Source organism: Algoriphagus sp., from assembly GCF_030694375.1.
Classification (GTDB): Bacteria; Bacteroidota; Bacteroidia; order Cytophagales; family Cyclobacteriaceae; genus Algoriphagus.
Genome location: NZ_JAUXYL010000046.1, coordinates 156,816 through 183,672 on the forward strand (window position 1 = coordinate 156,816; position 26,857 = coordinate 183,672).

Genomic DNA, 26,857 nt, shown 5'->3' on the forward strand with positions numbered 1-26,857 from the left:
CGGTCTGATCGGGGACTTTTTTTTATAAAAGGCCATCTATTTTCCCCACAGCGCTTCGCAGAAAAGGATATGAATCTACTAAGCTGAGGCCCGTTCTCTAAGATTTTTATACAGGGCGAAAAAAACGCAACACCCTGAGCTGTGTTATCAGATAGTTTGTTTAGTATTTTTCAATTGCGGGCAAAAGTCATATTTTTTAGGAAGCATATTTTATACTTTACCGATTGAAAGCTTTTGATTTGAAAATCGGGGCATTCTAATTTTTGATATTTTTAGATACTACTTCAACTATGGATATTCAAAAAGTAAAACAAGAAGATGCTTGGCATTCGCTCTCCTGGGAAAGTATTTATTCCTTATTAGATACTCCGGGTAAGGGACTTACCAATGAAGAATCCTCAGCCCGATTAAGTCAATTTGGCCCCAATAAGCTGCCTGAATCAGCCAAAACAACACTTTCACGGATCATTCTCCATCAAGTCATGAATCCCTTGATTTTTATCTTGGTTTTGGCGGCTTTGGCATCGATACTTATCGGAGAAGGGGGGGATGCTATTTTCATTTTATTGGTGATACTGATCAATACAGGATTGGGTACTTATCAGGAATACAATGCCGAAAAAAGTGCTCAAGCCCTTCAGCAACTGATGAAAATCCAAGCCAAAGTCCATAGAAGCGGACAGATAAAAACGGTCAGCTCTGAAGATCTCGTTCCGGGTGATTTGGTTTACCTGGAGTCTGGGATGAAAGTGCCGGCGGATATCCGGCTTTGGGAAGCTTCAGCATTGGAAATAGATGAAAGTTTTCTGACTGGGGAATCTCTTCCGTCAAAAAAGAAAGCGGGAAATCTTGAACGGGAAATCACTGTCCCTGAGCGAATTAATATGGCTTTTGCCGGAGCAACAGTGCTCTCCGGCCGGGGCAAGGGAGTGGTGGTTGAAACAGGAATATCCACACAAGTTGGAAAAATAGCTCAAAATGTAGCAGAAGGAACTTCTGCCAAACCTCCGCTTATTCTTAGGATGGAGAAGTTTATCAAGCAGATTACTTTTTTCATCGTGGGCTTGAGTTTCATAATGGCTTTTATTCTGAACTGGCAGGGGATGGATTGGGCCTCAATATTCTTTTTTGTAGTGGCTTTGGCTGTTTCAGCCATTCCTGAAGGTCTTCCGGTTGCACTTACAGTTGCCTTATCCATTGCAACAAGAAGGATGGCTAAGAGAAACGTGATCGTCAGAAGACTTAATGCGGTGGAAGCGCTCGGTAGCTGCACCATTATCGCAAGTGATAAGACAGGAACACTTACCGTCAATCAGCAGACAGCAAAAAAAATCCTCTTGGACAATGGGAATAGGTATTCTGTTCTTGGAGAAGGATACAATGGAGAAGGTGCAATAGAAGCGGAAAATAATGAAAAGGAGGATCCTCAAGCCTTAGAGGCATTGGTCAGAGTTGGGATTATGGCCAATGAGGGAGGTTTGAGAAAAGAAGACTCGAATTGGATTCATCACGGGGACGCAATGGATGTAGCCCTTTTGGGCTTGGGATTCAAACATGGCAGGGATCCGGAGGAATTGAAGCAGTCCTATTACACAGGAGGAATCATTCCCTATGAATCCGAAAGAAAATTCTCCGGAGCTTTTTATACCGTAGAGGATGAAATCAGATTTGGAGCCAAAGGAGCTTTAGAAACGATACTGGGATTTTGTCATTGTGATCAAGAATTTATTGATCAGAAAGTAAAAGAAGCAGAAAATTATGCCTCAAAGGGCTATAGAGTATTGGCTTTTGCTGAAGGATTGGCACTAAACTTTGAAAAAAAGGATACGTATTCTGTGGAGGATATTCCAAGACTGCATTTTTTGGGGATGGTTTGTTTTATCGATCCATTAAGATCAGAAGCCAAAGAATCCATCAAAAAATGCAAACAAGCAGGAATCAAAGTATTAATGATTACCGGAGACCATCCTGCCACTGCCTTTAATATTTCAAAAGAACTAGGTATTGCTGTAGACGGAAGTCAGGTTGTTACTGGTCAAATGCTCCTTGATGCAGGTTCTCCTGAATCCGAAGAGTACCACAAATTGGTTATCAATTCCAGTGTTTTTGCTCGGGTGAGCCCGATCCAAAAATTGGAAATTGTGGATGTTTTGATCAAAGCGGGGGAGTTTGTGGCGGTGACGGGAGATGGCGTCAACGATGCTCCGGCTCTCAAGCGGGCGAACATCGGAGTGGCGATGGGAAGTGGTACGGATGTGGCCAAAGAGGTGGGATCAATGATCGTCACCGATGACAACTTCAGCTCGATTGTTGCAGGTGTTGAGGAAGGAAGGTTTGCCTATGACAATGTCCGCAAGGTGATTTTCCTACTTATTTCTACGGGTGGAGCTGAAGTACTTTTATTCCTACTTGCGATTCTGTTCGGCTTACCGCTTCCCTTGTTGGCTGTTCAGCTCCTTTGGTTAAATCTAGTGACCAATGGAATACAGGACGTAGCTTTGGCATTTGAGGGAGGGGAGCCAGGGGCAATGAAGAAAAAGCCGAGAAAACCCACCGAGACAATCTTTAACTCGGTCATGATCAATCAGACGCTAGTAGCCAGCATTACTATCGGAGTTATTGTTTTTGGCTTTTGGTACTGGCTCATCGAAATTCAAAAAATAAGCGAATATCATGCGCGTGATTTAGCCTTATTGCTAATGGTTTTCATGCAGAATTTCCATGCATTCAATTCCCGATCCGAAACCACTTCCATTTTTAAAATCCCATTAAACAGAAACTGGATTCTTGTGATCGGAGTAATTGCAGCGCAAGGGATTCATATCTTAAGTATGCAGATACCTTTTATGCAAAAGGCATTAAAGATTGAGCCAATTACGCTTCAAGAATGGTTTTATGTGATTCTTTTGGCGATACCAATCCTGATTGCAATGGAGCTTTTCAAGCTGTACACTAATCGTAAAAGTGAGTCTGAAAAATGATTTTCCAGAATTGGATTAGAAAAACCGGTTCAATATTCCCGATGCTGAAGTATGGTCTATGATTATTGTTGCCGGGTATGGATTGAGTAGCAATTGAGGATAATAGCGGGCTAAATTTTTTGGGACCGGTGCGAAGCCACTTTTGACTTATGAAATGGATTCCGCAAAAATTCATTAAAGAATTCCTCAAGGTGTTTTTCTGTGAAAATGAAAACACCAATTTAGTATCGGTGAAATCGATCCAGTCTGCCTCAGGCAGACTGGATCGACTCAATCGTCACACACTGGAATGTTTATAAACTTTGCGAAATTCCTTCCGATTAAGTTTTTCACAATCCACACAAAGCCCAATTTGATATCGATGAAAAATGCCCTGTTTGTTTCGAGTGTTTGTTTTTTTTTGATTTTCTCCTGTACACCGGAGAAACAAGAATTTGGAAGAGAAATTTCTACCGATGCCAATCAAATTTTGATAGGAAAAGCGCTTTTTGAAAAGCATTGCTCCACCTGTCACAATTTCAACGAGGATGCTATCGGGCCCAATCTGAGTGGACTTACCCGTCAAATCGAAACGGAATGGATCAAAGAATTTATCAAAAACCCGGCAAAGGCCATTGAGTCCAAAGATCAAAGGGCGCTGGAGTTACTGGCAAAATTTAAAAGCCAAATGCCGGGATTTCCGGATTTGACCGAACAGGATCTGGATGCGATTCTTAGCTACCTTCATACCTTTGAGACCCTGCCACTTGAAATCGTCGGTGATACGACCTCCAACTTAATTCCTGAGAAAATTCAAGACTCGGGTATTCGTCTGAAATTGGAGTTTTTTGCGCAATTGCCGGCTTCTGATGGAGTTTCTCCTTTGGCTAAAATGACCAAAATGGAAGCGATTCCGGGAACGCAGCGCTTGATGATCAACGATCAAAGGATCGGACTCTATGAATTAGTAGACCAAAACCCAGTCTTGTATCTATCTGTAGTAAATGCCCGTCCGGATATGGTCAGCAAACCGGGTTGGGCGACAGGAGTTGGAAGTTTTGCCTTCCATCCTGAATTTCAAACCAACGGCTTGTTTTATACGGCCCACACCGAGCCCGGCGGTACTCAAAAATCCGATTTTGGGTTCACCGACAGCCTGAGTGTGTTTATGCAATGGGTAGTCACAGAATGGAAAGCCGAAAATCCCGCGGCCACAGTATTTAAAGGTACAGATCGTGAGATCCTGCGAATTGACAATGCTTCTCAAGCTCACGGCATGCAGGAACTTACCTTCAACCCAAATTCCAAAAAAGGGGACCCTGATTTTGGATTACTTTATATAGGCTATGGAGATGGAGGAACTGCCGAAAAACGTTTTGCCGCAATCTCCAACCATAAAGGGGCAGGAATTTACAGCAGTATTTTAAGGATTGATCCTGCCGGAAAGGATGGAGTGAATGGAAAATACGGAATTCCAAAAATCAATCCTTTTGCCGGAATTCCCGGCAAAGCAGGTGAGATCATAGCCTACGGTTTCAGAAACCCCAATCGGGTGTTTTGGGACGCAAAGGGAAATCTCCATGCGACAGATATAGGACAGCACAGCATTGAAGAAATCAACCGCATAGAAGAAGGTAAATTCTATGGTTGGCCGGTGCGGGAGGGCACCTTCACCATCAATCCTTTTGGAAGTTTCAGAACGCTTTATCCGCTACCCGCGGATGATAAAAAGTTTGGAATCACTTATCCCCTTGTCCAATTGGAACATGACGAAACGGTGGCAATAATAGGAGGATACACGATTCCTGACGGACCTTTGAAAGGGAAGTTTGTTTTCGGCGACATTCCCTCAGGAAGGCTCTTTTTTGCAGATTTAAGTGAGTCATCACAGCCCACCGTTCAAACTTGGGGAATCACTTATCAGGGAAAAGAAATGAGCCTGAAGGAATTATGCGGATGTGATCGTGTTGATCTGAAGTTTGGTTTGGATCATGCCGGTCAGGTCTACATCATGTCCAAGGCGGACGGAAAAGTGTATAAAATCAAGCACAACTGAAATTGGAAAATACCAGTCAGATTTGACAATAAAGTATATTTCAATGGAGGCTAAAACAAAAAGTCCGGGTTTTTGTCCGGACTTTTTGTTTTGATTGAGGATGTTTTATTCTGAATACATCAATTCATAGTACTCTTTTGCCATTCGATTGCTTTCGAATTCAAAGCGTACATCGTGCATGCCGGCCTGTACCATATCTCTCCACTTTCGCTTATTGTCATAATACATCGGGATGATCTGATTTTCGAGGATGTCAAACATGTGGTCCAGATCTTCCTGATCCTGATCTTGAATGCTCAGGTTGTGATAGTCGACCTGTGGGATGATAAAACAATTCTCACCATGTCTTGCAAATTCGCAAATCCAACCATCATAAGTACTGAAGTTAATTGCTCCGTTCATAGATGCCGTCATACCGCTGGTACCAGAGGCTTCCCGAGGCACTCGGGGATTGTTCAGCCAGATGTCAGAGGCTTGCTTGAGTCGTTTGCTCAGCGTTAGCTCGTAATCCACGCAGACGGCTACATTTTTGTAGTTTTTACTCAAATGAACCAATTGATTGAAAACGCTGATCGCACCATAGTCCATGGGATAGGGTTTTCCTGCCCAGATGATTTGAACAGGTCGGTCGGCATTACGCATCAGTGCATCAAACCTCCGCAGATCCCGGGTGATCATCTCGGGCCGTTTGTATGCTGCAAATCTTCTAGCCCAGACGATAGTGAGGATATCCGGATCAAGCAATTTTCCGGTTTGATCGGCAACAATTTCAAAGGCCCGTTTTTTTAAGAATCTTTTGCGGTCGTCAAAAGCAATGTTATCCGCTTCTTCCATAAATCTGAAAAGCTGCTTGTCCGCCCAGTAATTCCAGTTTTGAGCATTAGTGATGGACTGAATTTCGGGGATGTTAGGGTAATGTCCCCACATTTTTCGGCTTACCTCTCCGTGAAGCTTACTTACTCCATTGGCCTTTCGGGCAAATCGTAATGCGGCCAAGCTGTGATTGAACTGATCGCCATTTATTCCGGTCAAAAGGCGTACTTCAGCTATAGAGTGTCCGAAGAAATAGCTCATTTTATCACAGAGATAGAAGTCGTGTTTTTCATTTCCGGCTTCCTCGGGAGTGTGAGTCGTGAAGACTAGTCGTTTCTGAACTTCGGCTTTACTTCCAAATTTTTTCATCAGATAGAAAACACTGCTTACCGCATGAGCCTCGTTTAGATGATAGACATCCGGATTGAAGTTGAGCTCATCAATCAGCCTAGCACCACCCAGTCCAAGTATCATCATTTGGGCGATTTTGGCCGCCGTGTCTGCATCATATAATCGATGCGTAATGGTTTGGCTTAGGTAGTCATTTTCAGGTAGGTCAGTGCTTAACAGGAAAAGTGGAGCACTGTTGAAAGTCGTCGGAGGAAGGTACCATGCTTTCACCCAAACCGGCTGATCATGAACAGGAACGGTAAATTTGATCCCTGTATCTTCCAAAAAGCTATAGGTTTTTTCGTACCACTCAGGTTTCAGGGTCTGGTCTTGATTTCGACCCTGATCGTAATAGCCGTACTTCCAGAGTATGCCGATTCCAATCAGGTTTTGTTTGAGTTCATAAGCGCTTCGCAAATGAGAACCGGAAAGAAAGCCCAAGCCCCCACTGTAGATTTTTAAGGGTTGGTGTATGGCAAATTCCATCGAGAAATAAGCCACGGATTTAGAATATGCCGGAGAAAGCTCGTAAGGAACTTTATAGTTTCTAAAAGTGGTCATAGTTTTAAATTTTGAGAGCGATAAGTTAAATGAATTGCTCAAAAAAGTTTCATTAAATATTTAAAATGGACTTCAAAGAAGTTAATCTTTTCCGGCAAGCTGGTGGATTCCCCAAACCAAAAAAGAACCAAAAAAGGCAGCGGGCAATACGATAACCAAACCCAATAGTAGCTCAAATGGTAACATATCATGAGAAGAGGAGTCTCGCAGAATGTCATAGAATATTTTGGAGAGCATACCAAGCAATACGCCCAAGCTAACCATCAATGCGATAAACCCCGGAGATTTTTTACGAAGTGCAAAGGAGGCCACAGAACAAATAAAGGCGCCCGGTCCCAAAATAGAATAGATTACACGGGCAAATTCACCATCCTCCGAAAAATCAGCAGTCCAGTAGCCTATCGCCCCAACCACAAAACCAATTGCGATGGTTGGTAAATGTTTTTTTTGGATCATTTTGGATTGTTTGGAATTTGGAAACCAAGAAGCTAAAGCTCACTTACTTTTCCAAATTCCAAACGCAAATTACCCAAGTTTAGTACTTAGAATTAGCTCATAGGTAATGCCTTTCGTGCATTTCTGTCTGGATCATTTTTCACCTCGCTTTGATCATTCAAGACCATCGTTTCACCGTTTTGGGCAGTGAATTTCGGCCAATTTGGAAGTACTCCCGCATTAGGATTCCCGGTTTTCATGAAGGCTAAAAGTGAGGCTGACATTTTCTCGGAAAGAGCTCGGGGACGCTTGCCTCCTCCAGTATGTGTGTACATCCGGTCGGTGTTGTCAAACCAAAAGCAAATGTCAATGCAGTGAAAAGCCCGCATTCGGCCATTGTACAGATTAGGCTCCCAGCCAAACCAAGCCATGTACACAGGCGCTTTTTGTTTGGTTTTAGCATCACCACAAGCCACGGCATTTGCACGGTTGGATGCTGCAAGAGTCATGATTTCCGCCGGTTTTTTGCCGGGGAAGTTTGCTGCATAAGCTCGGTAGACTTCAGGGGATTTGTCTCCAAAGCGTTGCTTCATAGCTTCGATTATCTCCGCTTCTCCCGCAGCTTCGAGTTTGGGATTGGTACGGGTGGCACCCCACTCGTGAAAGGTGGTGCAAATCATCAAAGGCATGTCTGCGGTATGATCGTTTGGATTGCTGAAAAACTCGCCCTTTGGCACATTTACTCCATCCGCTACCGGGCCAAATCCTCCACGGAATCCGGGAAGCGGATTTTCCTTTCGCATGCGGTCCATAGCTTTTCCGGCAATGTCGATGTACTCTCTCCAGGGTATTTCCTGTAGTTTGTCCACCTCTCCTGCTGTCAGTCCTGCTGCTTCCAACACAAATTGTCCAAGCTTTCTGCTGTATTCCTGGTCATTGGCTTTGAGCATGGACCCGCTCAGTGCGACACCTTTGTGTACCAATCCTTTGGATGCTGGCATGGCCATGGTACAGGTTACTTTTGCCCCTCCTCCGGATTGGCCCATGATGGTGACATTGCCCGGGTCACCTCCGAAGTTGGCGATATTGTCGCGAACCCACTCCAGCGAAGCGATGATGTCGAGTTGACTGACATTGCCGGAGGAAGCGTACTTGGCCCCTCCTACTCCGGACAAATCGGTGAAGCCGATCGGGCCAAGCCGATGATTGATCGAGACAAATACCACATCCCCATTTCTGGAGAAATTTTCTCCATGGTAGCCATCCTGTTCAATTCCATTGCCATTAGTGAATCCACCTCCGTGAAGCCAAACCATCACGGGACGTTTTTTCCCGTCGGCAAGCGCGGGTGTCCAGACATTGAGCTTCAGGCAGTCTTCGGAGACATCATCATAGTTCCAATGGTCCGCAAATGAAGCATGCGGATTTGCATAGCGCCGATCCATGTTCTGTGGTGCGGTATTTCCCCACCAAATTGTCGGCTTGATATCTGTCCAAGGCGTAGGTTTCTGTGGAGGCATAAACCGGTTTTTTCCGGCAGTGTCTGCCCCATAGGGTACTCCCAAAAAGGTATAGACGCCATTCAGGATATAGCCTTGGATTTTTCCATAGGATGTATCAGCTACAGCAATGTCATCTCCGATGTGGAGGTATTGATCGTCCTCTGCATCGGATTGAGATTTGGGATTTATACTTGCATGACTTGCAAAAGGCACAGCTGCAATACCTGCCGTACCCAGTCCTATTTTTTGTAAAAAGTCGCGTCGGTTATTTTTCATGGTTTGAAAGGGTTTAGTATCAATTTCTATTGTCTCAAGTTGAGAATATAGAATGAAAAATCCTATCCGTTAAAATTGATTTTTAAGGAGTTGAAACCGGAAATCTGACGCATATCAAGAATCCATAGGAAGTACCATGCTGAAAGTCGTTCCTTTTCCCACTTCCGATTCAAGTTTCAGCTCACCTCCATGTGCTTTGATGATGTCGTAACTCAAGGACAACCCAAGCCCGGTTCCTTCTCCGGCAGGTTTGGTGGTGAAGAAAGGCTGCAGGATTTTTTCCTGGATGGACTCGGGAATACCCTGTCCATTGTCATGGACCATAACGGTGATGTGGTTATCCTCATGGCGGGTTTGGACAATTACCTCCGGTTTGAAATCTGAAGGGGCTGATTTGGCTTTTTCTCTGACCGCATAGAAGGCATTATTGATCAGGTTAAGGATGACACGTCCAATATCTTGGGAAACGACATTGATTTTTGGAATTGTAGGGTCAAAATCTGTTTTAAAATCAGCCGAAAAGCTTTTGTCCTTTGCTCTCAGTCCATGGAAGCTGAGTCGCAGACATTCGTCGGCTAGGGCATTGAGGTCTGTTTCCTCTTTGTCGGTCGAACTTTTCCTACTATGAGCGAGCATTCCTCTGACGATGGAACCGGCTCGCTTGCCATGGTGGTTGATTTTGTTGAGGTTTTCCCTTAGGTCTGTGGCTATTTCTTTTACTTCTTCAAGGTCACCATTTTCGATCTCCTCATTCATTTCGTCGATCAGTTCTACACTGAGTTCAGCGAAGTTATTGACAAAATTGAGCGGATTCTGGATCTCATGGGCGATACCGGCGGTGAGTTCTCCGAGCGAAGCCATCTTTTCGGATTGAATAAGTTGGGCTTGGGTGGATTTCAGGTCTGTGATGGATTTTTCCAATTGGAGGGTTCGTTCATGCACTTTTTCTTCCAAAAGACGATTTTCTGCTTTGAGTTTTTGGGAACGCCATTTAACAATGCCGGTAATCACAGCACCAATTAGCAAGACATAGATCAAATACGCCCACCAAGTAGCGTACCAAGGAGCCAATACCACAAAGGAATAGCTTGCTTCTTCGCTTACTCTCCCGGTAAAAGCTTGAGCTCTCACCCTGAAGGTATAAGTTCCGGCAGGTAGGTTGGTGTATTCCTTGAATTTGTTGTCATTCCAGTCCACCCAATCCGGATCAAATCCTTCGAGGTAAGTTTGATATTTTGTCTTCTTTTCGTCTTCGAAATAGGGAGCGGCAAACTCAAAGCGATAGGAATTGTCCTTTCTTTCGAAGGGAGCGATCCGCTTGTTTCCTCCGTATTGGGGCAAAGGGATCGTATCGGTTTTGGTTTCGATTCTTCGGATCAGGGTGAAGAATTCCTTATCATCCTGATTGTCTTTCTTCGGGTCATAGCGAACCAGACCTTTTTGATTGCCAAACCACATAATGCTGTCCTCATCTAAAAAATCATAATAAGACAAATAAGGAGAAATAGAATTGGGGCTTTCGTCTTTCACAAATTTCCCCTCCTTGTTCCGCTTAAGGATATATTTCTTTCCTTCTTTTGTTTCATACCAGGTGATCCCGGATTTGTCTTGGCTAAAATCCAGCAGTTCTGATTCTACCGCCTTGAAATCCTCGGTTGGAAAAAAGTTTTGTTCTGTCTCCGAAAACTTTTGCATGCCTTCGGAATTTTTTACATAAAATTCTCCATCGATTAGGGAAAAAGAATCCGAATTTGAGAATTCAAATACCTTTGATTTAAGGGATTCAGTTCCTACGGATTCTAATCCGCCTATTTTTATACCTAGGGCATAAAATTTTCCTGACCCACCGGTAAAAATTGTCCCATCCTTTCCTTCAAAAAAAACGGATTGGATCTCGTCTATTCCCGGGACTTTCCCTTTCAATTCCCATGGAAATTCTTTGGAAAGCCCCCTTTCGTAAAGTAGCAACCCTTTAGTAGTTCCCACAAGGAGGAGGTTGGGGTGATTCTTTGGAATAATTAAGGTCATCGGACTGCTTCCATCTTTAGGAAAATTCAATCGGATCGATTTACCATTACGGTAAACTATCAACTCATTACTAGGCACGATCAAGTCCTCCCCGTCAATAGTCAAATCAAAAATTTGATTGGAGCTGATCCCTTGTACAGATTGAAAGGTGTTGCTTATTGTATCAAACCTAACCAGGCCATTTGTTGTCCCTAAAAAGAACCTTCCCCTTTGCTTTTGGATAGATAGTACCCGTGAAGTGATCCCAAGTTCTTTTCCAAAGGTTTGGATTGGGGAGTTAATGGTTATTCTAGCGATTCCATCCTCAGTTATGGACCAAAGTCCCTGATTTTGATCCAAATAAACACCATAGACAACATCAGAAGGTAGACCCTGTCCCGTTCCGATTCTATTGAGAATTTCTCCCTTTGGACTCATCATAACAATGCCCGATCCGGCAAAAGAAAGGATGTAATTCCCCTGATAGGGAAGTGCGTGGTACAAGAGTCCAGCCCCTTCTTTGATCAATTGGTCAACTTGGGTGGGAAATTTACTGACAGATATGCCATCGAATAGGTAGAATCCAGTAGAGAAGCCTCCCAATAGAAATGTTTTTCCTCCTTCACTTGGATAGGGAAGCATGATCCTGAACCGATCCTTTCCCAAGATTTCTGTTCCGGGGACAAGCTTAATCTCCTCCCCCATTAATCGGAACAGACCCCGCTCATTCTGATAGATAAAAATATCGGATTCCTGCACAAAAGCATAAGAAAAAGTAGTCTCAGCAGGCCAGGTCTTCAGGGATTTCAGAGAAAAATCTTCCGCTAATTCGATTCTGATGAGATCCACCCGGGTTTGGAGAAATAGATACTTACCCAAGAAATTGATTGAAAAAATATCTATTCCAGACCGAATTTCTTCCGGAATCAGATGGAGTAAAGAGACGGCATGCATTTCTCCCTTTGGATTGGACATCAAATACCCAAAATTTCGCCCGCCATAAAAAATCCTTCCTTGGGCGTCTTTTGCAAGGCTGCGGGCCCCTTCAATGGAATTTCTACCAAAAATTGATCGCCAGGAAACCCCATCGTATTCGTGCAGGCCTCTGCTGGTTCCAAAATACATCAGCCCCTCCTTACTCTGTATTGCTGTCCAAACCTGTGGAGCCCCTTCGTACTCTTCAGGAGTGTAGGTAGTGACCGGCAGCCTTCCGATTTGTTCTAAGACAGACTGAGCGAGGGAAATTTTCGGTACTAGATTCGAAAAGATTAAAAGGAAGACTGATACAAAAAGAAAATTTCTCGATCTGTTAAATTGGGTCATGGGAACTCTTATTTGGGATTATTCGAATTCAGTTCTCTGGAGTATTTGGATTCTAATCGATAAAACCGCTTAAGAATGCAATTGGTGTTTTCGATTATGACTATTACTTGATACTATTTCTTAGGAAAGTATTGTAAAAAAACTATTTCGCCAAATAAATTTTGGTTTGTAGTCCTCAAATAATAGAAGAACAAAAGCCTTCCGATTTTTACTAAATTTCCCTTTTCTCAGAATGACCCTAAGTCCATATTTTATGAAAAAACTCTTAACACTTATTCTCGGTCTGGTTTTGCCCCTCATCGGAATCAGCCAAACCACTCCAGGCTATTTTATGCACCCGGATGTCCATGGAAATACCGTCGTCTTTGTGGCGGAAGGGGATCTGTGGAAAACTTCCTTAAATGGTGGCGAAGCGATTCGGCTGACCACGCATGCTGGAGAAGAAAGCTCTCCAAAAATTTCTCCCGATGGCAACTGGGTGGCCTATGCAGCTACCTACGAAGGCCCAACCGAAGTGTACCTCATTCCGATCACCGGAGGATTGCCGAGAAGATTGACTTACGAACCCGCAGCTTCTATCCCGACGGATTGGAAATCTATCACAGAAGTCGCATACGTGACCAATCAGTATGCTACCCTTCCCCGACTGAATACCGTCGTGATCAATATCGAAAACGGAAACAAAAGCATCATTCCTCTGGAAATGGCTGCCGAGGGAAGCTTTAACTCCAGCGGTGATACCTATTATTTTGTGCGGCCCACTTTTCACAATAATGTCACCAAGCGCTATGAAGGGGGTACAGCCCGTCAGCTTTGGAAATTCACTTCAGGCCAAGCGGAAGCCGTCAAACTGACCAATGAGTACAAAGGGGAAGACCATCATCCGGTTCATCACAATGGCCGGATTTATTTTCTTTCTTCCCGAGACGGGATTCAAAATGTCTGGTCCATGAGTGAAAATGGCTTGGACCTGAAGCAGCATACTAAGCAGTCTAGTTACGATGTGCGAGAACTTGCTCTTCACGGAACTAATCTGGTGTATCGATCTGGAGCAGATTTGTATGTGCATGATTTATCCAGCGCTCAGGAAAAGAAACTGGCGGTCAGCCTGACTTCTGATTTTGATCAATTGAGAGAGTATTGGATTGACAATCTAGGCAGCTACGTGACCAACATCTCCGTGACCAATGACGGAGAAAAAGTGGCTTTAACCGCGCGAGGACGGGTGTTTGTCTTTCCTGCCAAGCAAGGAAGGCAGCTTCGTCTCAGCCAAAAAGATGGCGTACGCTATCGGGATGCGGTTTTTTCTCCTGACGGAAAAGACATCCTGACTTTCTCGGACGAAAGTGGAGAATTTGAGATTCATCAATATTCGGGTATGGGATTGGATCAGGGGAAAAAGCTCACTTCGGATGGTAAAACTCTAAGATTCGGACTTTTGCCTTCCCCCGATGGGAAAAAGCTGGCTTACTATGACCTGAACAATGAACTCTGGATTCAGGATCTCGCCTCTGGCAAAAAGGTAAAAGCCAACGCATCCGATGAAGACATTAGCGGTGCTATGGCTTGGTCGCCTGATAGCAAGTGGCTGGCATTCGGTCAGGCGGCTTCTAATACCTTTATGCAGCTCTTTATTTTCAATTCCGAAACAGGCAAGCGAATTCCTCTTACTTCCGATCGCACCAATAGCATGAACCCCCAATGGAGCCCCGACGGCAAGTGGATTTATTTCATGTCGGATCGGAATTTTGAATCTCGTATCGGTTCGCCTTGGGGTACCCGACAGCCGGAACCCTTCTGGGAAAAACAGATCAAAATCTATCAGGTGGGTTTGAAAAAAGGCTTGGTTTCTCCTTTCCAACCCAAAAACGAGCTGAAGCCTGCCGAAGAAAAAAAGTCTGAGGGAGCAGTGCTTGTTTCAATCGATGAAGATGGACTGATGGAGCGTGTGCGAGAAGTTCCGATTCCCGCCGGAAATTATAAAAATCTGGTGGTGACGGACAAGGCACTTTACTATCACCGAGTCGGCCCAGGAATGGGCATATACAATGGTGGAGGAGCGTCCAACGAGGACAATCCTGCTTTGATGATGACTCCAATCGATGAGAAGGCCGAGCAAAAGGTCTTTGCGGACAAGGTTAACAGTTTTGTCACCTCGCTGAATAACAAGTTCGCCGTACTTCGCCAAGGATCAAATCATTACGTAGTGGAACTGGGCACTTCTCCGGTTTCTGATCTTTCCAAAAATCAGCTAAATCTGAGTGGCTGGAAGTTTTCTGTAGATCCAAGAGAGGACTGGAAGCAGATCTATACCGATGCCTGGAGAATGGAACGGGACTACTTCTACGACCGCAATATGCACGGCGTAGATTGGGATGCGATGTACAAAAAGTATTTGCCTTTGGTGGATCGAGTGACTACCCGTCGGGAGCTATCCGACGTGATGGGTGAACTGATCGGAGAATTGAGTGTCCTTCATACTTCTGTGGGTGGAGGAGATTTGCGTGAAGGGGATGATAGGATCCAGTTTGGAATGTTGGGAGGGAAGTTTTCCAGAAATGAAAAACTGAGAGGTTATGCCATCGACCATATTTTCAAAAGCGACCCGGATTATCCGGACGAGATGTCACCGCTTTCACATCCTGATCTGAATGTCTCCATAGGTGATGTGATTACGCATATCGACGGAGTTTCCGTGATGGATGCGCCGGATTTGCTGTATTTGTTGAGAGACAAAGCCAATAAGCAAGTCCGAATCAAAGTCCTGAGTTCTGCTGGAGCGGACAAAGGCGATCGGATCATTATCCCAATGACTTCCCAACAGGAATCCAATCTTCGGTACAATGAATGGGAATATACCCGACGCTTGATTGCAGAGGAGAAATCTGATGGCGATATTGGCTATGTCCACCTCAGAGCAATGACTGCATCGGACATCAATCAATGGTATCGGGATTTTTATCCACAGTTTAAAAAGTCCGGCCTCGTGATCGATGTCCGCCAAAACCGTGGAGGGAATATTGATTCCTTCATTCTTGAAAAGTTGATGCGGGAAGTCTTTTTCTACTGGAAAAGCAGAACGGGCGAACCGTATTGGAACATGCCTTATGCCTTCCGAGGACATTTGGTCTTGCTTGTGGATGAGTTTACCGCTTCGGATGGAGAAGCTTTTGCCGAAGGCTTCCGAAGACTTGATATGGGTCAAGCCATCGGTGCCCGAACTTGGGGCGGGGAAGTATGGCTTTCAGGGGTGAATACACTGACGGATAACGGCGTGGCTCGTGCGCCGATGAATGGTGTGTACGGCGAAGAAGGCGAATGGCTGATCGAAGGCGTCGGCTTTATCCCTGACATCGAAGTGATCAATATGCCTAAGGCAACATTTGACGGTGGTGACGCACAATTGGATGCGGCGATTGAGCATTTGAAAGCATTGATTAAAGCTGATCCAAGAGCTGTCCCTCAAGCTCCGGCTTATCCGGATAAGAGTTTTAAGAATGGAAAGAATTGATATTTTGTGGTCAGTGGAGACACTGACCACGGCAAAGAAATAAATCTATAACTATGAAAAAATACCTTTCTTTACTTCTAATCCTGATCTCTTTTCAGGCTTTTTCCCAAAAAATCCCCATCCCTGGCTCTGTAAAACGAGCCATGAGTCAGACTGATACGGTCACCATCCGAAACCACATCGCGTACCTTGCAGATGACAAGCTGAAAGGGCGAATGCCCGGAACGGAAGGCTATCAGATGGCAGTGGATTATGTGGTCGATCAATTCAAAAAAATCGGCATCCAACCCGGAGGAGACCCAGGACAATACACTCAAAAGCTGATTTTGAGAAAGTCTGTGGTGAATAATGCTACAGCTGTGGCTACTTTGAAAGACAAAAACGGAAATGAACATTCCCTGCTTTTTGCCACAGATTTCTTGCCTTATCCTCATCCAATGTCAGAAAAGGCTTCAGGTGAAGGATCCCTGGTTTTTGTGGGATATGGCGTGGATATACCGGGACTATATTCGGATTATGATGGCGTGAATGTGAAGGGTAAAGTTGTGGTAATGGTTGCGGGTGTGCCGGATGGAATTCCCGCTTCCACCCTGATTTCTCACTTTTCCAGTCCGGGGAATAAAATGAATACGGCATTTGCCAAAGGGGCTACTGGTGCGATTTTGGTTAATCCTGCAGTACCATTTACCAACCCCAATCCGACGCTTCAATCCAATGTGGCACTGAACCCGGAGAAAACGACTGCTTATGGACGGGGTTTCGTAGGGAATCTGGGCTTTGCACTCACTGGAAGCAAATCATTCCTGACAGGTCTTTTTCTGAATTCAGGCAAAAATTTGGACCAAGTTTTAGTTGATATTAAGTCCAGAAAGAATTCCTCTTTTGAGCTTCCCTTTACCTTTTCGGCCGGTTATACCAATACGCACAGTGAGTTTGACAGCCACAATGTAGTCGGCCTGATACCGGGTTCGGATCCAAGGCTGAAGAGTGAGTATGTAGTGCATTCCGCTCACCTCGATCACGTGGGAATCGGAAGGCCAGAAAACGGCGATTCGATCTATAACGGGGCGCATGACAATGCCTCAGGGGTAGCTTCACTCCTTGAAATCGGCAGAGTGTATAAGAATGGTAATGCAAAACCCAAGCGCTCGGTGCTGATCGTGATGGTCACCGCAGAGGAGATGGGTTTGGTGGGGTCCTCCTATTTTGCGGCAAATCCTACAGTGCCGAAATCTTCCATCGTTGCCAATGTGAATACCGACATGCCAACTGTCATCGCACCATTACTTTCCATTGTGCCCTTGGGTGCAGAGCATTCCAGCATCATGGGGAATGTGAAATTTGCTGCGGATTATCTTGGATTAGAAGTGGAAAAAGATCCTGAACCGGAGCAAAACCGGTTCGTGCGAAGCGATCAGTATAGTTTTGTAGTAAGCGGGATTCCGGCATTGCATATCAAGTACGGCAACAAAAGCAATGTACCGGGATTTGATATGGATGCATTTATCAAGGAATGGAGAGCCAAATACTACCACCGTGCTGCAGATGGGATGGACGGGATTTTCGATTTCACTGCTGCCAAAACGTATGTGCAGCTTAATTTCCTGATCAGCTATTCGATTGCCAATACGCTGGAAAAGCCCCGTTGGAATCCTGGCGATTTGTTTGGGATGGGAAGCAATTAAAACAAGTAAACCGGGAAGAATGCCCACATGAATTGTGAAGCTCTTCCCGGTTCTAAAAAATGGACTTATTTTTTTGGCTTAGTAGCCTCCATGGCTGCCTTTTCGGCAGCTATTTGCATCGCCATCGCATCGAGTCGGATTGGGGAATTGTCCCAATAGCCATAGGATTTGACGATTTTACCATTGACAAACTGAGACGTGATGTGAATCGGAATTTCGTATGTTTTTCCGTTGGTGGCCATGGTCCCTTTCCATACTCCCCAATAGTTTACCCAAGTTTCTCCTTTATCGTCCAAAACCATTTCAATGGCTTCATTTTCCCGATCAAGGCTGTAAGAACTTAGGGGCTCCAGCTCTAATTTTTGCTGAGCGATGATTTGCTGAATAGTTGCAGGTTTATCTTCGGTGGCATTGAAGAATAGTTGTGCATCTTCTGCATAATTGGATTGGTAGGCATCCCATTCCCCATTGACGTAATTGGTCATGATTGATTTGATGGTTTCAATCTCAGCGGATTGTTGAGTGTAGCGCTGCTTGCCTTCACAGGCAAATAACAGGATAGCGAATAGACTGATTACGATTAGATTTTTCATTTTTTTGAGTTTTAGACTATTTGGTAGGACGACTCATGTCTTTATTCAGTTTATACTGATAAGTCCAGACATTTTTAAGTGTTGACCGGAATTGGGACTGCAAGGCATCCCTCTTTTCTTTGCCGTGTTCTTTTTCATAGATATCCCATACATTATTTCTTGTGATATCCATTGCAGCAAAATTCTTATACGGGTTGACCACGTGGTAATTTGGACTATCAGGGCTCATTGTTACCCAGCTGTACCAATACCCTCTTGGAGCTCCTTCTGCTTTTGTCAAACTTGCAGCGATCTCTCTAATTATGGGAATGAATTTATGAGCTTCCGAGGCGTGGAGTTCATAAAATGCAACGGAGATCAATTCGTCTGTAGTAGGAGTACTCATACTTAAAGCCGGAAGGAGACGGGTAATATGGTTAGTTGCCTTTTCAATATGGGGATTGATCATGGCGGTCACTAATGAAGCGCAGTTGCTTCCTACCGGATCGGTTTTATCCATTTCTGCCCAGTTTGGCATGTCTGAAGCCAAGACGTATACGTTTCCTTCGCCTTGTTGTCTTTGCCATACTCTCCAGGTCCATTCTCCTTTTTCAGCTAAATAGCAGGATTTCCAGGCTTTTACACCCTCTTGAAATTGGACCTCATGTCCGGGCTTTATTGTAAATTCTGTTACCGACATAAGCGGACCGAGTGGATCAGACTGTCCAAGAGAAACAGTAAGCGTGGTGAAAAATAGCGGAGCAATTACCACCACTTTGAAGAAGTTTTTTAAACGGGTTTCCATGATGATCTTGGGTTATTTCCTGCCAATATGGATATAGGGTAAAAAGATAAAAAGGCAGCTAGGACGAAAGGGGGTGAAAATCGTCCGAACCAAATGAAAAACTTTTCCAAAATATTTGAAATGCAAAAAATTGATATTCAAAAGCTTATATTTTGTTACATTTATTCTATGAAGCGTATCTACATCCTTCTGATTTTTTTAATTCCCAATCTGGTCTTCGCTCAGATAGTGAAAAAGAATGGGCTTTTCCACTACAAAAAAGTATTTGTAGAATCGGATGATTTTGGGCCGGAGTATCTGGAAGAGTTGGAAAATTCTTTGATTAAAATCACGGACGATTCACTGGTGAGATTGCAGATCTTAAATGACCTGGGTTATTACTACCACACTCGAAATCTGAATAAAGCACTTAAACTGATTAATCAGGGGCTGAATGAAGCGACCGACCTGAATAACACGTACTGGCAGGGAAGGCTTCAGGTATCTCAAGGGGCAATTCTCCTTCGCATGGAAGAACTTGAGTTGGCCGAACTCATACTTAAAAATGCCATATCAAAAATTCCAGAGGCAGAGAGTTGGCTTCTCTATACCAATTTGGGCTATGTTTTCGAAAGGCTTGGGGATTTGGGAAAAGCGTTTGATTTTGCGGCAAAAACCCTAAAGATCGGGGAAACTTACCGAGACCAAAAAGCCATCGCCATGGCCTATTCCGATATGAGCAATCTTTTTTGGAAGCAGGGAAAATTTGATATCGGCTTGGAATATGGGTTGAAATCACTTGCCATTTTTGAGAAAAGAGGAATCAAAGACTTGGACTATGATTTTACGCTCCATGTGGTTGGGAACAATTTGGTAGAATTGGGAAAGCTGAAACAGGCGGAAAAATACTTTCAGCAGTCCATCCAAATCGGAGAAAACTATGGGTTTTATAATAACCTGAGCGATAGTCACATTGCGCTTTCTGAGCTATATGTTAAAAAAGAAGAATATGAAAATGCAGTAACTTCAGGTAAGGAAGCGCTCAAATATGCAGAGCTCTTGGAAAATGATTTTATGATCATGCGATCCTATTTAGCAATGGGCAGAGCGAGCAATGCAGCAGGAAATTTCAATGCAGCTTCTGATTTTTTGGGAAAAAGTATTCAAGTCGCCACACCTGATTTTGGGGATAAGTATTACCTGAGTTTGGTTTACCTGGAGCTAAGTAAGGCACTGGAAGGGAGTCAGCAATTTGCCTTGGCATTGGAGGCAAGCCGCAAGTATGATCAACTTAGACAGGATGTCTTTACAGATCAAGCCAACGAGCAGATTTCCCTTTTACAAACTCAAATGGAGCTCTCCCAAAAAGAAAACACCATCAAACTGCAAGAAGCAAAACTCTCGAAAAGCAAGATTCTTCAGGCTTTTATATTGACACTTTCCGGGATTTTAGTGGTTTTTCTTTTTATTCTCTATCGGATTTTTCTTCGGAAAAAGAGGTATAGCCAGCTTTTGGAAAATAAAAACCTCGAAAAAGAATTTCTTCTCAAAGAGATTCATCATCGGGTAAAAAACAACCTTGAAACAATTTCAAGCTTACTTTCCCTTCAGACAGCCAAGATCGAAAGCAAAGAATTTCAGGCTATCATGGAAGAAACCCAAAACAGAGTTCATAGTATGGGAATGATCCATCAGCGGCTTTACCAAGGTGAAAATATGAAGGCGATTGAAATGAAGGGATTCTTTGAGAGTCTTGGAAATTACATCATTGATACATTTGATGCTTCAGACCGAATCCACTTTTGTTCTGAAATGGAACCCCTTGAACTTGATGTGGACTTGGCCATTCCGATCGGTCTCATTGTCAATGAATTGATATCCAATTCACTAAAGTATGCTTTTCCAGAAAATCGCTTTGGGGAGATAGGAGTCCGATTAGTAGAAAAAGACAGTCATTTGTTCCTCATGGTTACGGATAATGGAGTTGGAATGACATCGGATCCACCGATACTCGGGACTGGATTTGGCACGGAATTGATTCGTTTGCTTACGGTTCAATTGGATGGCAAGATGACACTTCAAGCACAAAAAGGAACAGCAATTATTTTTGAATTTCATCTCAACAAAGCTGCCTAATGGAGAAAACCAGAATATTGATTGTGGAAGATGACATGATCATTGCCTCCAATATCAGTTTACAGCTGTCAAACCTGGGATATGAGGTGACGGGAATTGAAACCAAAGCGGAGACAGCAGTCCATCATGCCTTGGAAGTGAAACCCGATATGATTTTAATGGATATCAACCTGAAAGGCCAATCCAATGGAATCGATGCCGCACATGCCATCCGAAAGTATCTTGATATCCCATTGATTTATCTGACGGCTAATGTGGACGATTCTACTTTCCAGAAAGCAAAGGAAACCCATCCCTATGCTTTTATTGGTAAGCCTTTTACCAACTTAAACCTTGAACGTACCATTGCTTTGGTAGAGGATAAGGTCAAAGAAAAACGGGAAAAACTCTCCTCCGAGGACACCTTAGTAGATTCCCAAGAGGATCGGATTTTTATCCGAAATAACAACAAGCTAATCAAAGTGATGTTGGAAGATATTCTTTATGTGGAGGCGGACCGAAATTACTGTAAAATCATAACTGTAGCTCAAACGTACCTTGTGGTCAGTCCAATGAACAAGCTGTGTGAAAAGATCAACCCAAGGCATTTTATACGAATCCACCGATCCTTTGTGGTGAACTTTTCAAAGTTGGATGCAGTGGCGGAATCCTTTGTGGAGGTGAAAGGAAAGCTGATTCCCATCGGAAAACAATACAAAGAAGACTTGCACAAGATGCTGAATAAGGTTTGATATTAGCCCATTAAGCAGCTTGAATCTTCAGATTTTTAGGTCCTAATTCTTCCTATCAATTCTGATAAAAGGGCTTTTCAATAGATACCAGAACCTCTGTTTTTTGTCCTCATCAAATTCGGCTAAGCCAAGTTTCACCTGCTCCGCAGGTTTGTATGTGTAGGTACCGAAAATACGATCCCAAAGGATAAAGATGTCAGCAAAATTGGAGTCGGTATAATGCTGATCCTGATCATGGTGGATTTTGTGAAGATTCGGAGTAGTGATTACCAAGCCTATTGTTTTATCCAACCAGGAAGGAAAGCGGAGATTGGAGTGCTCGATGACTAAAAAGGGTGTCAACGCGAGAAAATAAACCCCTATGGTAAACAAATCCAATCCGAAGATCGCAGCCATCAGAATAGGGGCACTGCCAAACCAAAACAATACTTCAATGGGATGGCCACGAAAATAAGTGGAGGAATCCATAGTCGTATCACTGTGATGAACCCTGTGAAAACGCCATAAAACTGGAACTAGATGGGAAATCCTGTGAAACCAATAGGTAGCTAAATCCAGGATCATCACCCCCAAGATCAACTTCAGCCAAACCGGAAGTTCAATAAGATGAAATAATCCTATTTCGTTTTGATTGAGCCATTCGATACAAAAAACGAAGATGACTGCCCAAAAAAGATTTCCGATCAGAAAAGGGACCATAAACAGAAAACTATTCCAGAAATGATGACCTCGCCTTTGAAAATTAAATTGAGTGCCAAGGATGTGTTCTAAAGCAAAGAATACCGCAATCAATCCGATTGCGATGTAATTGAGATCGATGGAGAGGAGGTATTCCAGGGTTTTCATTTTTTAGAGGAAGTTAAAGTCTCTGGTTTAATTCAATATTTCACCCAACGCAGTCTCAACCTTTTCCTTCACTGATTTCTCTTGCAGAAAGAATTATGGTGATTTGTCCTTAGTCCAAATTGAATTGCCTTATAATAATTTCAACTTAGCGTCTTCGTGCCTTTGTGGCTAAATTAAACTTTAGGGCCACGAAGATTCTAAGACACCAAGTCCAAAACTCATTTTTTAAACATCAACTCTCCCGGATCATAATCCTGTGGTTCTAAGCTGGTCAGATACAGGTAAAGCGCTTCCAAATCTTCATCCGACATTCTGGAAAATGGCCCCCAGTGCATGGGTGAAATTTTGATTTGCCTGCCTTTTCTGAACCGTTCCTTCCACTCTTCCACAGTTTTGAATTTCGATAGGGCGCTGTTGGGGTGTGGAGTAATGTTAGGCGTGCGCATCCAAAGTTCAGGATCCTCACCCACAGCCAGATGTAATTCAGGATAGGGTTCAAACTCCATTCCTCCCGCGTATTCGGGACCGATAGCCTCAAAAGTCATCAAATCTCTATTGGTATGGCAACCCACACAATTGGCCACATAGCGGGAGATGTATTCACCCCGTTCGATTGTGGCCTGCATCTTTGGAGCAAAGGCAGGAGGAGTTGGGTTTTCAATGGGTTTAAAAGAAGAAGCCATCACTCGAACAGCTTTTCCCATAAAGGTCCACTCGTTATCCTTTACTTCATTGTTGATTGGTTCCATGCTTCTCAAATAAGAAACCACTGCGACCAAATCCTCATCTGCCATATTCCAAAAAGGCATTAATACCGATAAAGTAGCTGATCCATCTGGCTTTACAGCATGGCGCATCATTCGAAACAGCTGACCATCCGAAAATCGTCCTATCCCGGTGGTAGGATCTGGTGTCAAATTTCTGGTGTATAGTTTACCAATAGGTCCCAATGGGAAATCCACACCGCCTTTCAGAGGAATAGGTTGACCTGCATCAGCAGCTATCATGTCCTCGAGACTGGACACATGACAGTTGGAGCAATGTGCAGGTCCATGAACCAGGTATTTTCCTCTTTCTATTACTTCCGGGTCGTTACTTACCTTGAGATCAGGGTAGGGAATATCGTAGGTTTTATCCCATGATAGTTGCACATAAATCACCAATCCTCCTACCACTACAATTAGGAGGGCTAGAATTCCGAGAATGATTTTCTTGATCATGAGTGCTGGGGTTAAATGAAATATTATTTGTTGTTCATTGCCTCACTTAATTTTTTGGTGTCCACATACTGTTGAAAAGACACGACTTTTCCGTCCTTTAAGGACCACAGATGAGCTACCTGAGCATTGTAACTATTCCCATTCTTGTGTTTGGCATCGTAGCGTAAGGTGGCCAACACTTTGCCATTGCTCATTTCATGAAGTACAATATCCTTCAGGTTAAAATATTCATGATCTGCACCGATGCGGGCAAAAACGCCATTGAGCACTGCGTCGGGCCCTATGTAAGGATTGCCATCGGCATAGGCGTTTCCTTCGGCTTCATTCCAGACCACATTTAAGTCCAAGCCTCCCAAAACAGTGGGAATATCACCTACGGCAAAGGCCTTATAAAGCCCATCTACAATGCTCATGTTTTTATAGGATTCAGAAGATCCTGCCGTATTGTTGGCAATGTTTTCTTGACTGATAGCTGGAATTGTTATAAAAAACAATGCAGCGATAAACAGGTAATTTTTAACAGTTTTCATGATATTGTTATTTAGTTAATTGTTGTGTTTCGGCTTCCAATTCAATCTCAATCAAAAATTCTGGCAAGGCCAAGCCTTTGACCTCAAGCCATGATCCGGTTGGAAATTGTTTGGTATAAATAGTATTTCGGTATTCGGCATGTTCTAAAAATCCCGGCATATCGATGGTAAAAACATTCTCCACCACCACATCGTCAAAGCTGCAGCCATAGTGCTTCAATACTTTATCCAGATCGGAATAACAGTTTTTCATTTGCTGAAGGAAATCACCTACTGAGGTAGGCGCACCTTCATCATCCATGCTGACTGCACCGGAGACTTTGATGCTGTTACCGATCTTTACGGCATGGCTGTATCCGTACACTTTTTCCACTTCAGGCCTGAGATTAAAGTATTCTGGTTTCATATGATTATAATTTAAGAATCTTAATCTTCCTTTGAATCACTGTTTCCGATGTCTCTTATGCATACATATTTGCCATCACGCTTCTCCCAGATGGCCATGTACTTGCCTGTGTAGGTTACTTTTCCGGAAGCGTCTTTTCGGGTTGACTTACCAACCTCTGTCACTGTGTTTCCATCACCAAAGACCTCCAAAACATCATATGCCACTGTACTGCCTGCCGCACTTTTTGCGAAACCAGCCTCAATGGATTTTTGAATGGCGGCTTTGCCAACAGACATCGGTTCACCGGGTCCCATCGTCACTGCATCATCACTGTAGAAAGCAAGGATAGCATTAATGTCTCGGGCATTGTCGGCAGCAGCAAAGGCGGTTTCTATGGCTTGTATCTCTGCTTTGATGGCGGACATATCAGGTTTGGTCTCAACCACTACAGGTTCAGGAGTGGCGACATTTTCTGGTGCAGGAGCGCATCCGGCAAGACCGAAAAACGTGAGAGCAATAAGTGCAGGAGCAATTCGGAAATAAGTTGTAGTTTTCATTTTTCTCGTTGTTTTGTGCCTACTCTGTACGGTTTTCGGCTTCTCCGTTTTTAATTGCTGGTGTTTAATGGGTCAAGATTTCCATTTGACAAAATTGGCTGAGGGCTTTCTTTTCTGAAGGAGTGAACTTTGCGGTAGCTCAGATTTCTCCAGAGCCACTCCAGCGGTCCATAATGAAAATACCGAAGCCAGATCGGACTCAGGATCAACTGGAAAATCCAGATCGGAAAGACTACATAAAGGAGTTCGTAGCGTTGCAACTTACCGAAGAGACCAAAACCCACACCGGTAAATACGATCATACAAATAACAGAATGCATGATGTAATTGGTCAGGGCCATTTTGCCAACCGAAGCCAGACTGCTTTTCAGCCAAATCAAAAAATTCGATTTGGAGAATAGCATGATTAATCCAATATGGCCCATGCTAGTAGCAATTCTTCCCAGGTCATAGGTGAGATTGGACTTTGCTATCGCAACAGGAGAAAACTGACCATTCAAAACAACTTGGAGCTCATAATAATTGATGGAAATGCCGATCAGATAACCAATCGCGGCCATTTTTCCATAGAAGCCAAGGGATTTATCCCCAGACAGAATATTCAATTTGAACAGCGCAATCCCGACCAACATCATGCTGAGAACATCCCAGAGTCCATATCTATAGCTCATCCAGGTATCGAAATGCAAATTGATAGGGGCCAGAAATGAAACCACATCAAAATATCCTTTCTGCATCGAGGAGTTGAATTCTGCAATGAATTCGGGAGAACGCTCTTCCTGAAACTTTTCCCATTTCGTTTGGGATTCTTCCAATTCTTTGGTCAGCTCCTTATTCTCGGCTTTGTAGGAATCAATGAGGGAAACATCGGCAACCAGTTTTTCACTCGCCCGGAAATCTGAATAGTTCCAAATCATTCCTCCCAAAACCAAAACTGATGCTGCTACGATCAATTTCTTTGGAGCCATGTTTCTAAATGAATACACCAAAAAACCCATTAAAGCATAATCATAGAGGATCTCTCCTGTCCAAAGCAGCAGGTATCCATGTATCAGTCCAAATACAAGAAGCCAAATGAGCCGCCTAAAAAATATGTCCGCAGCCTTAATTCCAGCTCCACGCTTTGTCAATCGGTCTAGAAAAATAAACATCCCAACACCGAAAAGAAGTGAAAACAAGCCGCGCATGGTTCCTTCAAAAAACATGTTTGTCGTTATCCAGGTGTAGAGATTCCATCCCGTGAATCCACCGGCTACTGTTGGATCATTGTAGGAATTTGCCAAGCCGAAGGAGTTGATATTCATTAAAAGAATTCCGCATAGGACAATTCCACGCATCACGTCCAGGGACTGAATTCTGTCCGACTGCTGGATAGGGGTGATTTGTAAAGAGGAGGCTTGTTCCATTTTTGGAGTTCTGGGGGAAAGGATAGGTTGGATTTAGAAAAATTGAATAATGCTGTTTGGTATCGGACAAGCTACCCAGTTGGATAGTAAAAAGGAATCTGGCTGGGACGAACGACCTGATTTACTGTCCGAAATAGGGGTATTTCTTTCCCGAGGAATTTTTAAAAA

18 protein-coding genes are annotated in these 26,857 nt (G+C 43.7%); 6 read left to right on the top strand and 12 right to left on the bottom strand.

Going from position 1 to position 26,857, the window contains the following annotated elements; all coding sequences use genetic code 11:
- The first annotated feature begins 290 nt into the window (after positions 1 to 290).
- Both Q8M62_RS19435 and Q8M62_RS19440 read left to right on the top strand, forming a co-directional pair.
- Positions 291 to 2,981, top strand: a complete 2,691-nt coding sequence (locus tag Q8M62_RS19435) for an HAD-IC family P-type ATPase (RefSeq protein WP_304900364.1) — start codon at positions 291 to 293, stop codon at positions 2,979 to 2,981.
- A 361-nt stretch (positions 2,982 to 3,342) separates the two neighbouring features.
- Positions 3,343 to 5,016 carry a PQQ-dependent sugar dehydrogenase gene (locus Q8M62_RS19440; RefSeq protein WP_304900365.1) on the top strand — a complete coding sequence of 558 codons (1,674 nt, stop codon included), beginning with the start codon at positions 3,343 to 3,345 and terminating at the stop codon, positions 5,014 to 5,016.
- A 105-nt stretch (positions 5,017 to 5,121) separates the two neighbouring features.
- Here Q8M62_RS19440 and glgP read toward each other — a convergent pair whose 3' ends face one another.
- The 4 genes from glgP to Q8M62_RS19460 form a co-directional block, all read right to left on the bottom strand.
- Positions 5,122 to 6,780 carry an alpha-glucan family phosphorylase gene (glgP, locus tag Q8M62_RS19445; RefSeq protein ID WP_304900366.1) on the bottom strand — a complete coding sequence of 553 codons (1,659 nt, stop codon included), beginning with the start codon at positions 6,778 to 6,780 and terminating at the stop codon, positions 5,122 to 5,124.
- Between the two features lie 81 nt (positions 6,781 to 6,861).
- Positions 6,862 to 7,236 carry a hypothetical protein gene (locus Q8M62_RS19450; RefSeq protein WP_304900367.1) on the bottom strand — a complete coding sequence of 125 codons (375 nt, stop codon included), beginning with the start codon at positions 7,234 to 7,236 and terminating at the stop codon, positions 6,862 to 6,864.
- A 92-nt stretch (positions 7,237 to 7,328) separates the two neighbouring features.
- Positions 7,329 to 8,993 carry a carboxylesterase/lipase family protein gene (locus Q8M62_RS19455; RefSeq protein WP_304900368.1) on the bottom strand — a complete coding sequence of 555 codons (1,665 nt, stop codon included), beginning with the start codon at positions 8,991 to 8,993 and terminating at the stop codon, positions 7,329 to 7,331.
- 114 nt (positions 8,994 to 9,107) lie between these two features.
- Complete coding sequence (locus Q8M62_RS19460; protein ID WP_304900369.1) at positions 9,108 to 12,323, bottom strand: ATP-binding protein; 3,216 nt, start codon at positions 12,321 to 12,323, stop codon at positions 9,108 to 9,110.
- Positions 12,324 to 12,576: 253 nt separating this feature from the next.
- Here Q8M62_RS19460 and Q8M62_RS19465 point away from each other — a divergent pair, with 253 nt between their 5' ends.
- Both Q8M62_RS19465 and Q8M62_RS19470 read left to right on the top strand, forming a co-directional pair.
- On the top strand, positions 12,577 to 15,834 hold the full coding sequence (locus tag Q8M62_RS19465; RefSeq protein WP_304900370.1) for a S41 family peptidase: 3,258 nt from the start codon (positions 12,577 to 12,579) through the stop codon (positions 15,832 to 15,834).
- Between the two features lie 53 nt (positions 15,835 to 15,887).
- Positions 15,888 to 17,519, top strand: coding sequence for a M28 family peptidase (locus Q8M62_RS19470; RefSeq protein WP_304900371.1), 1,632 nt, complete (start codon positions 15,888 to 15,890; stop codon positions 17,517 to 17,519).
- A 65-nt stretch (positions 17,520 to 17,584) separates the two neighbouring features.
- Here Q8M62_RS19470 and Q8M62_RS19475 read toward each other — a convergent pair whose 3' ends face one another.
- Entirely contained in the window at positions 17,585 to 18,112 is a 528-nt protein-coding gene (locus Q8M62_RS19475) for a nuclear transport factor 2 family protein (RefSeq protein WP_304900372.1), read from the bottom strand.
- Between the two features lie 16 nt (positions 18,113 to 18,128).
- Positions 18,129 to 18,896, bottom strand: coding sequence for a hypothetical protein (locus tag Q8M62_RS19480; RefSeq protein WP_304900373.1), 768 nt, complete (start codon positions 18,894 to 18,896; stop codon positions 18,129 to 18,131).
- A 168-nt stretch (positions 18,897 to 19,064) separates the two neighbouring features.
- Here Q8M62_RS19480 and Q8M62_RS19485 point away from each other — a divergent pair, with 168 nt between their 5' ends.
- A complete protein-coding gene (locus Q8M62_RS19485) occupies positions 19,065 to 21,011 on the top strand; it encodes a histidine kinase dimerization/phosphoacceptor domain -containing protein (protein WP_304900374.1) in 1,947 nt (648 codons plus the stop codon).
- Positions 21,011 to 21,742: a LytTR family transcriptional regulator DNA-binding domain-containing protein gene (locus Q8M62_RS19490; RefSeq protein ID WP_304900375.1), complete on the top strand. Its 732-nt coding sequence runs from the start codon at positions 21,011 to 21,013 to the stop codon at positions 21,740 to 21,742. The genes Q8M62_RS19485 and Q8M62_RS19490 overlap by 1 nt, the downstream gene beginning before the upstream one ends.
- Before the next feature lie 42 nt (positions 21,743 to 21,784).
- Here Q8M62_RS19490 and Q8M62_RS19495 read toward each other — a convergent pair whose 3' ends face one another.
- From Q8M62_RS19495 to Q8M62_RS19520, 6 genes are all read right to left on the bottom strand, one after another.
- On the bottom strand, positions 21,785 to 22,588 hold the full coding sequence (locus Q8M62_RS19495; RefSeq protein ID WP_304900376.1) for a sterol desaturase family protein: 804 nt from the start codon (positions 22,586 to 22,588) through the stop codon (positions 21,785 to 21,787).
- 218 nt (positions 22,589 to 22,806) lie between these two features.
- Positions 22,807 to 23,808 (bottom strand): cytochrome c, encoded by a 1,002-nt coding sequence (locus Q8M62_RS19500; RefSeq protein ID WP_304900377.1) that lies wholly within the window; start codon positions 23,806 to 23,808, stop codon positions 22,807 to 22,809.
- A gap of 23 nt (positions 23,809 to 23,831) precedes the next feature.
- Positions 23,832 to 24,338 (bottom strand): nuclear transport factor 2 family protein, encoded by a 507-nt coding sequence (locus Q8M62_RS19505; protein ID WP_304900378.1) that lies wholly within the window; start codon positions 24,336 to 24,338, stop codon positions 23,832 to 23,834.
- A gap of 7 nt (positions 24,339 to 24,345) precedes the next feature.
- The gene (locus Q8M62_RS19510; RefSeq protein ID WP_304900379.1) at positions 24,346 to 24,744 is read right to left on the bottom strand and encodes a RidA family protein; all 399 of its coding nucleotides are present in this window, start codon (positions 24,742 to 24,744) and stop codon (positions 24,346 to 24,348) included.
- Positions 24,745 to 24,764: 20 nt separating this feature from the next.
- Positions 24,765 to 25,283 (bottom strand): nuclear transport factor 2 family protein, encoded by a 519-nt coding sequence (locus tag Q8M62_RS19515; RefSeq protein WP_304900380.1) that lies wholly within the window; start codon positions 25,281 to 25,283, stop codon positions 24,765 to 24,767.
- A 50-nt stretch (positions 25,284 to 25,333) separates the two neighbouring features.
- Complete coding sequence (locus tag Q8M62_RS19520; protein ID WP_304900381.1) at positions 25,334 to 26,689, bottom strand: DUF418 domain-containing protein; 1,356 nt, start codon at positions 26,687 to 26,689, stop codon at positions 25,334 to 25,336.
- Positions 26,690 to 26,857: the final 168 nt, after the last annotated feature.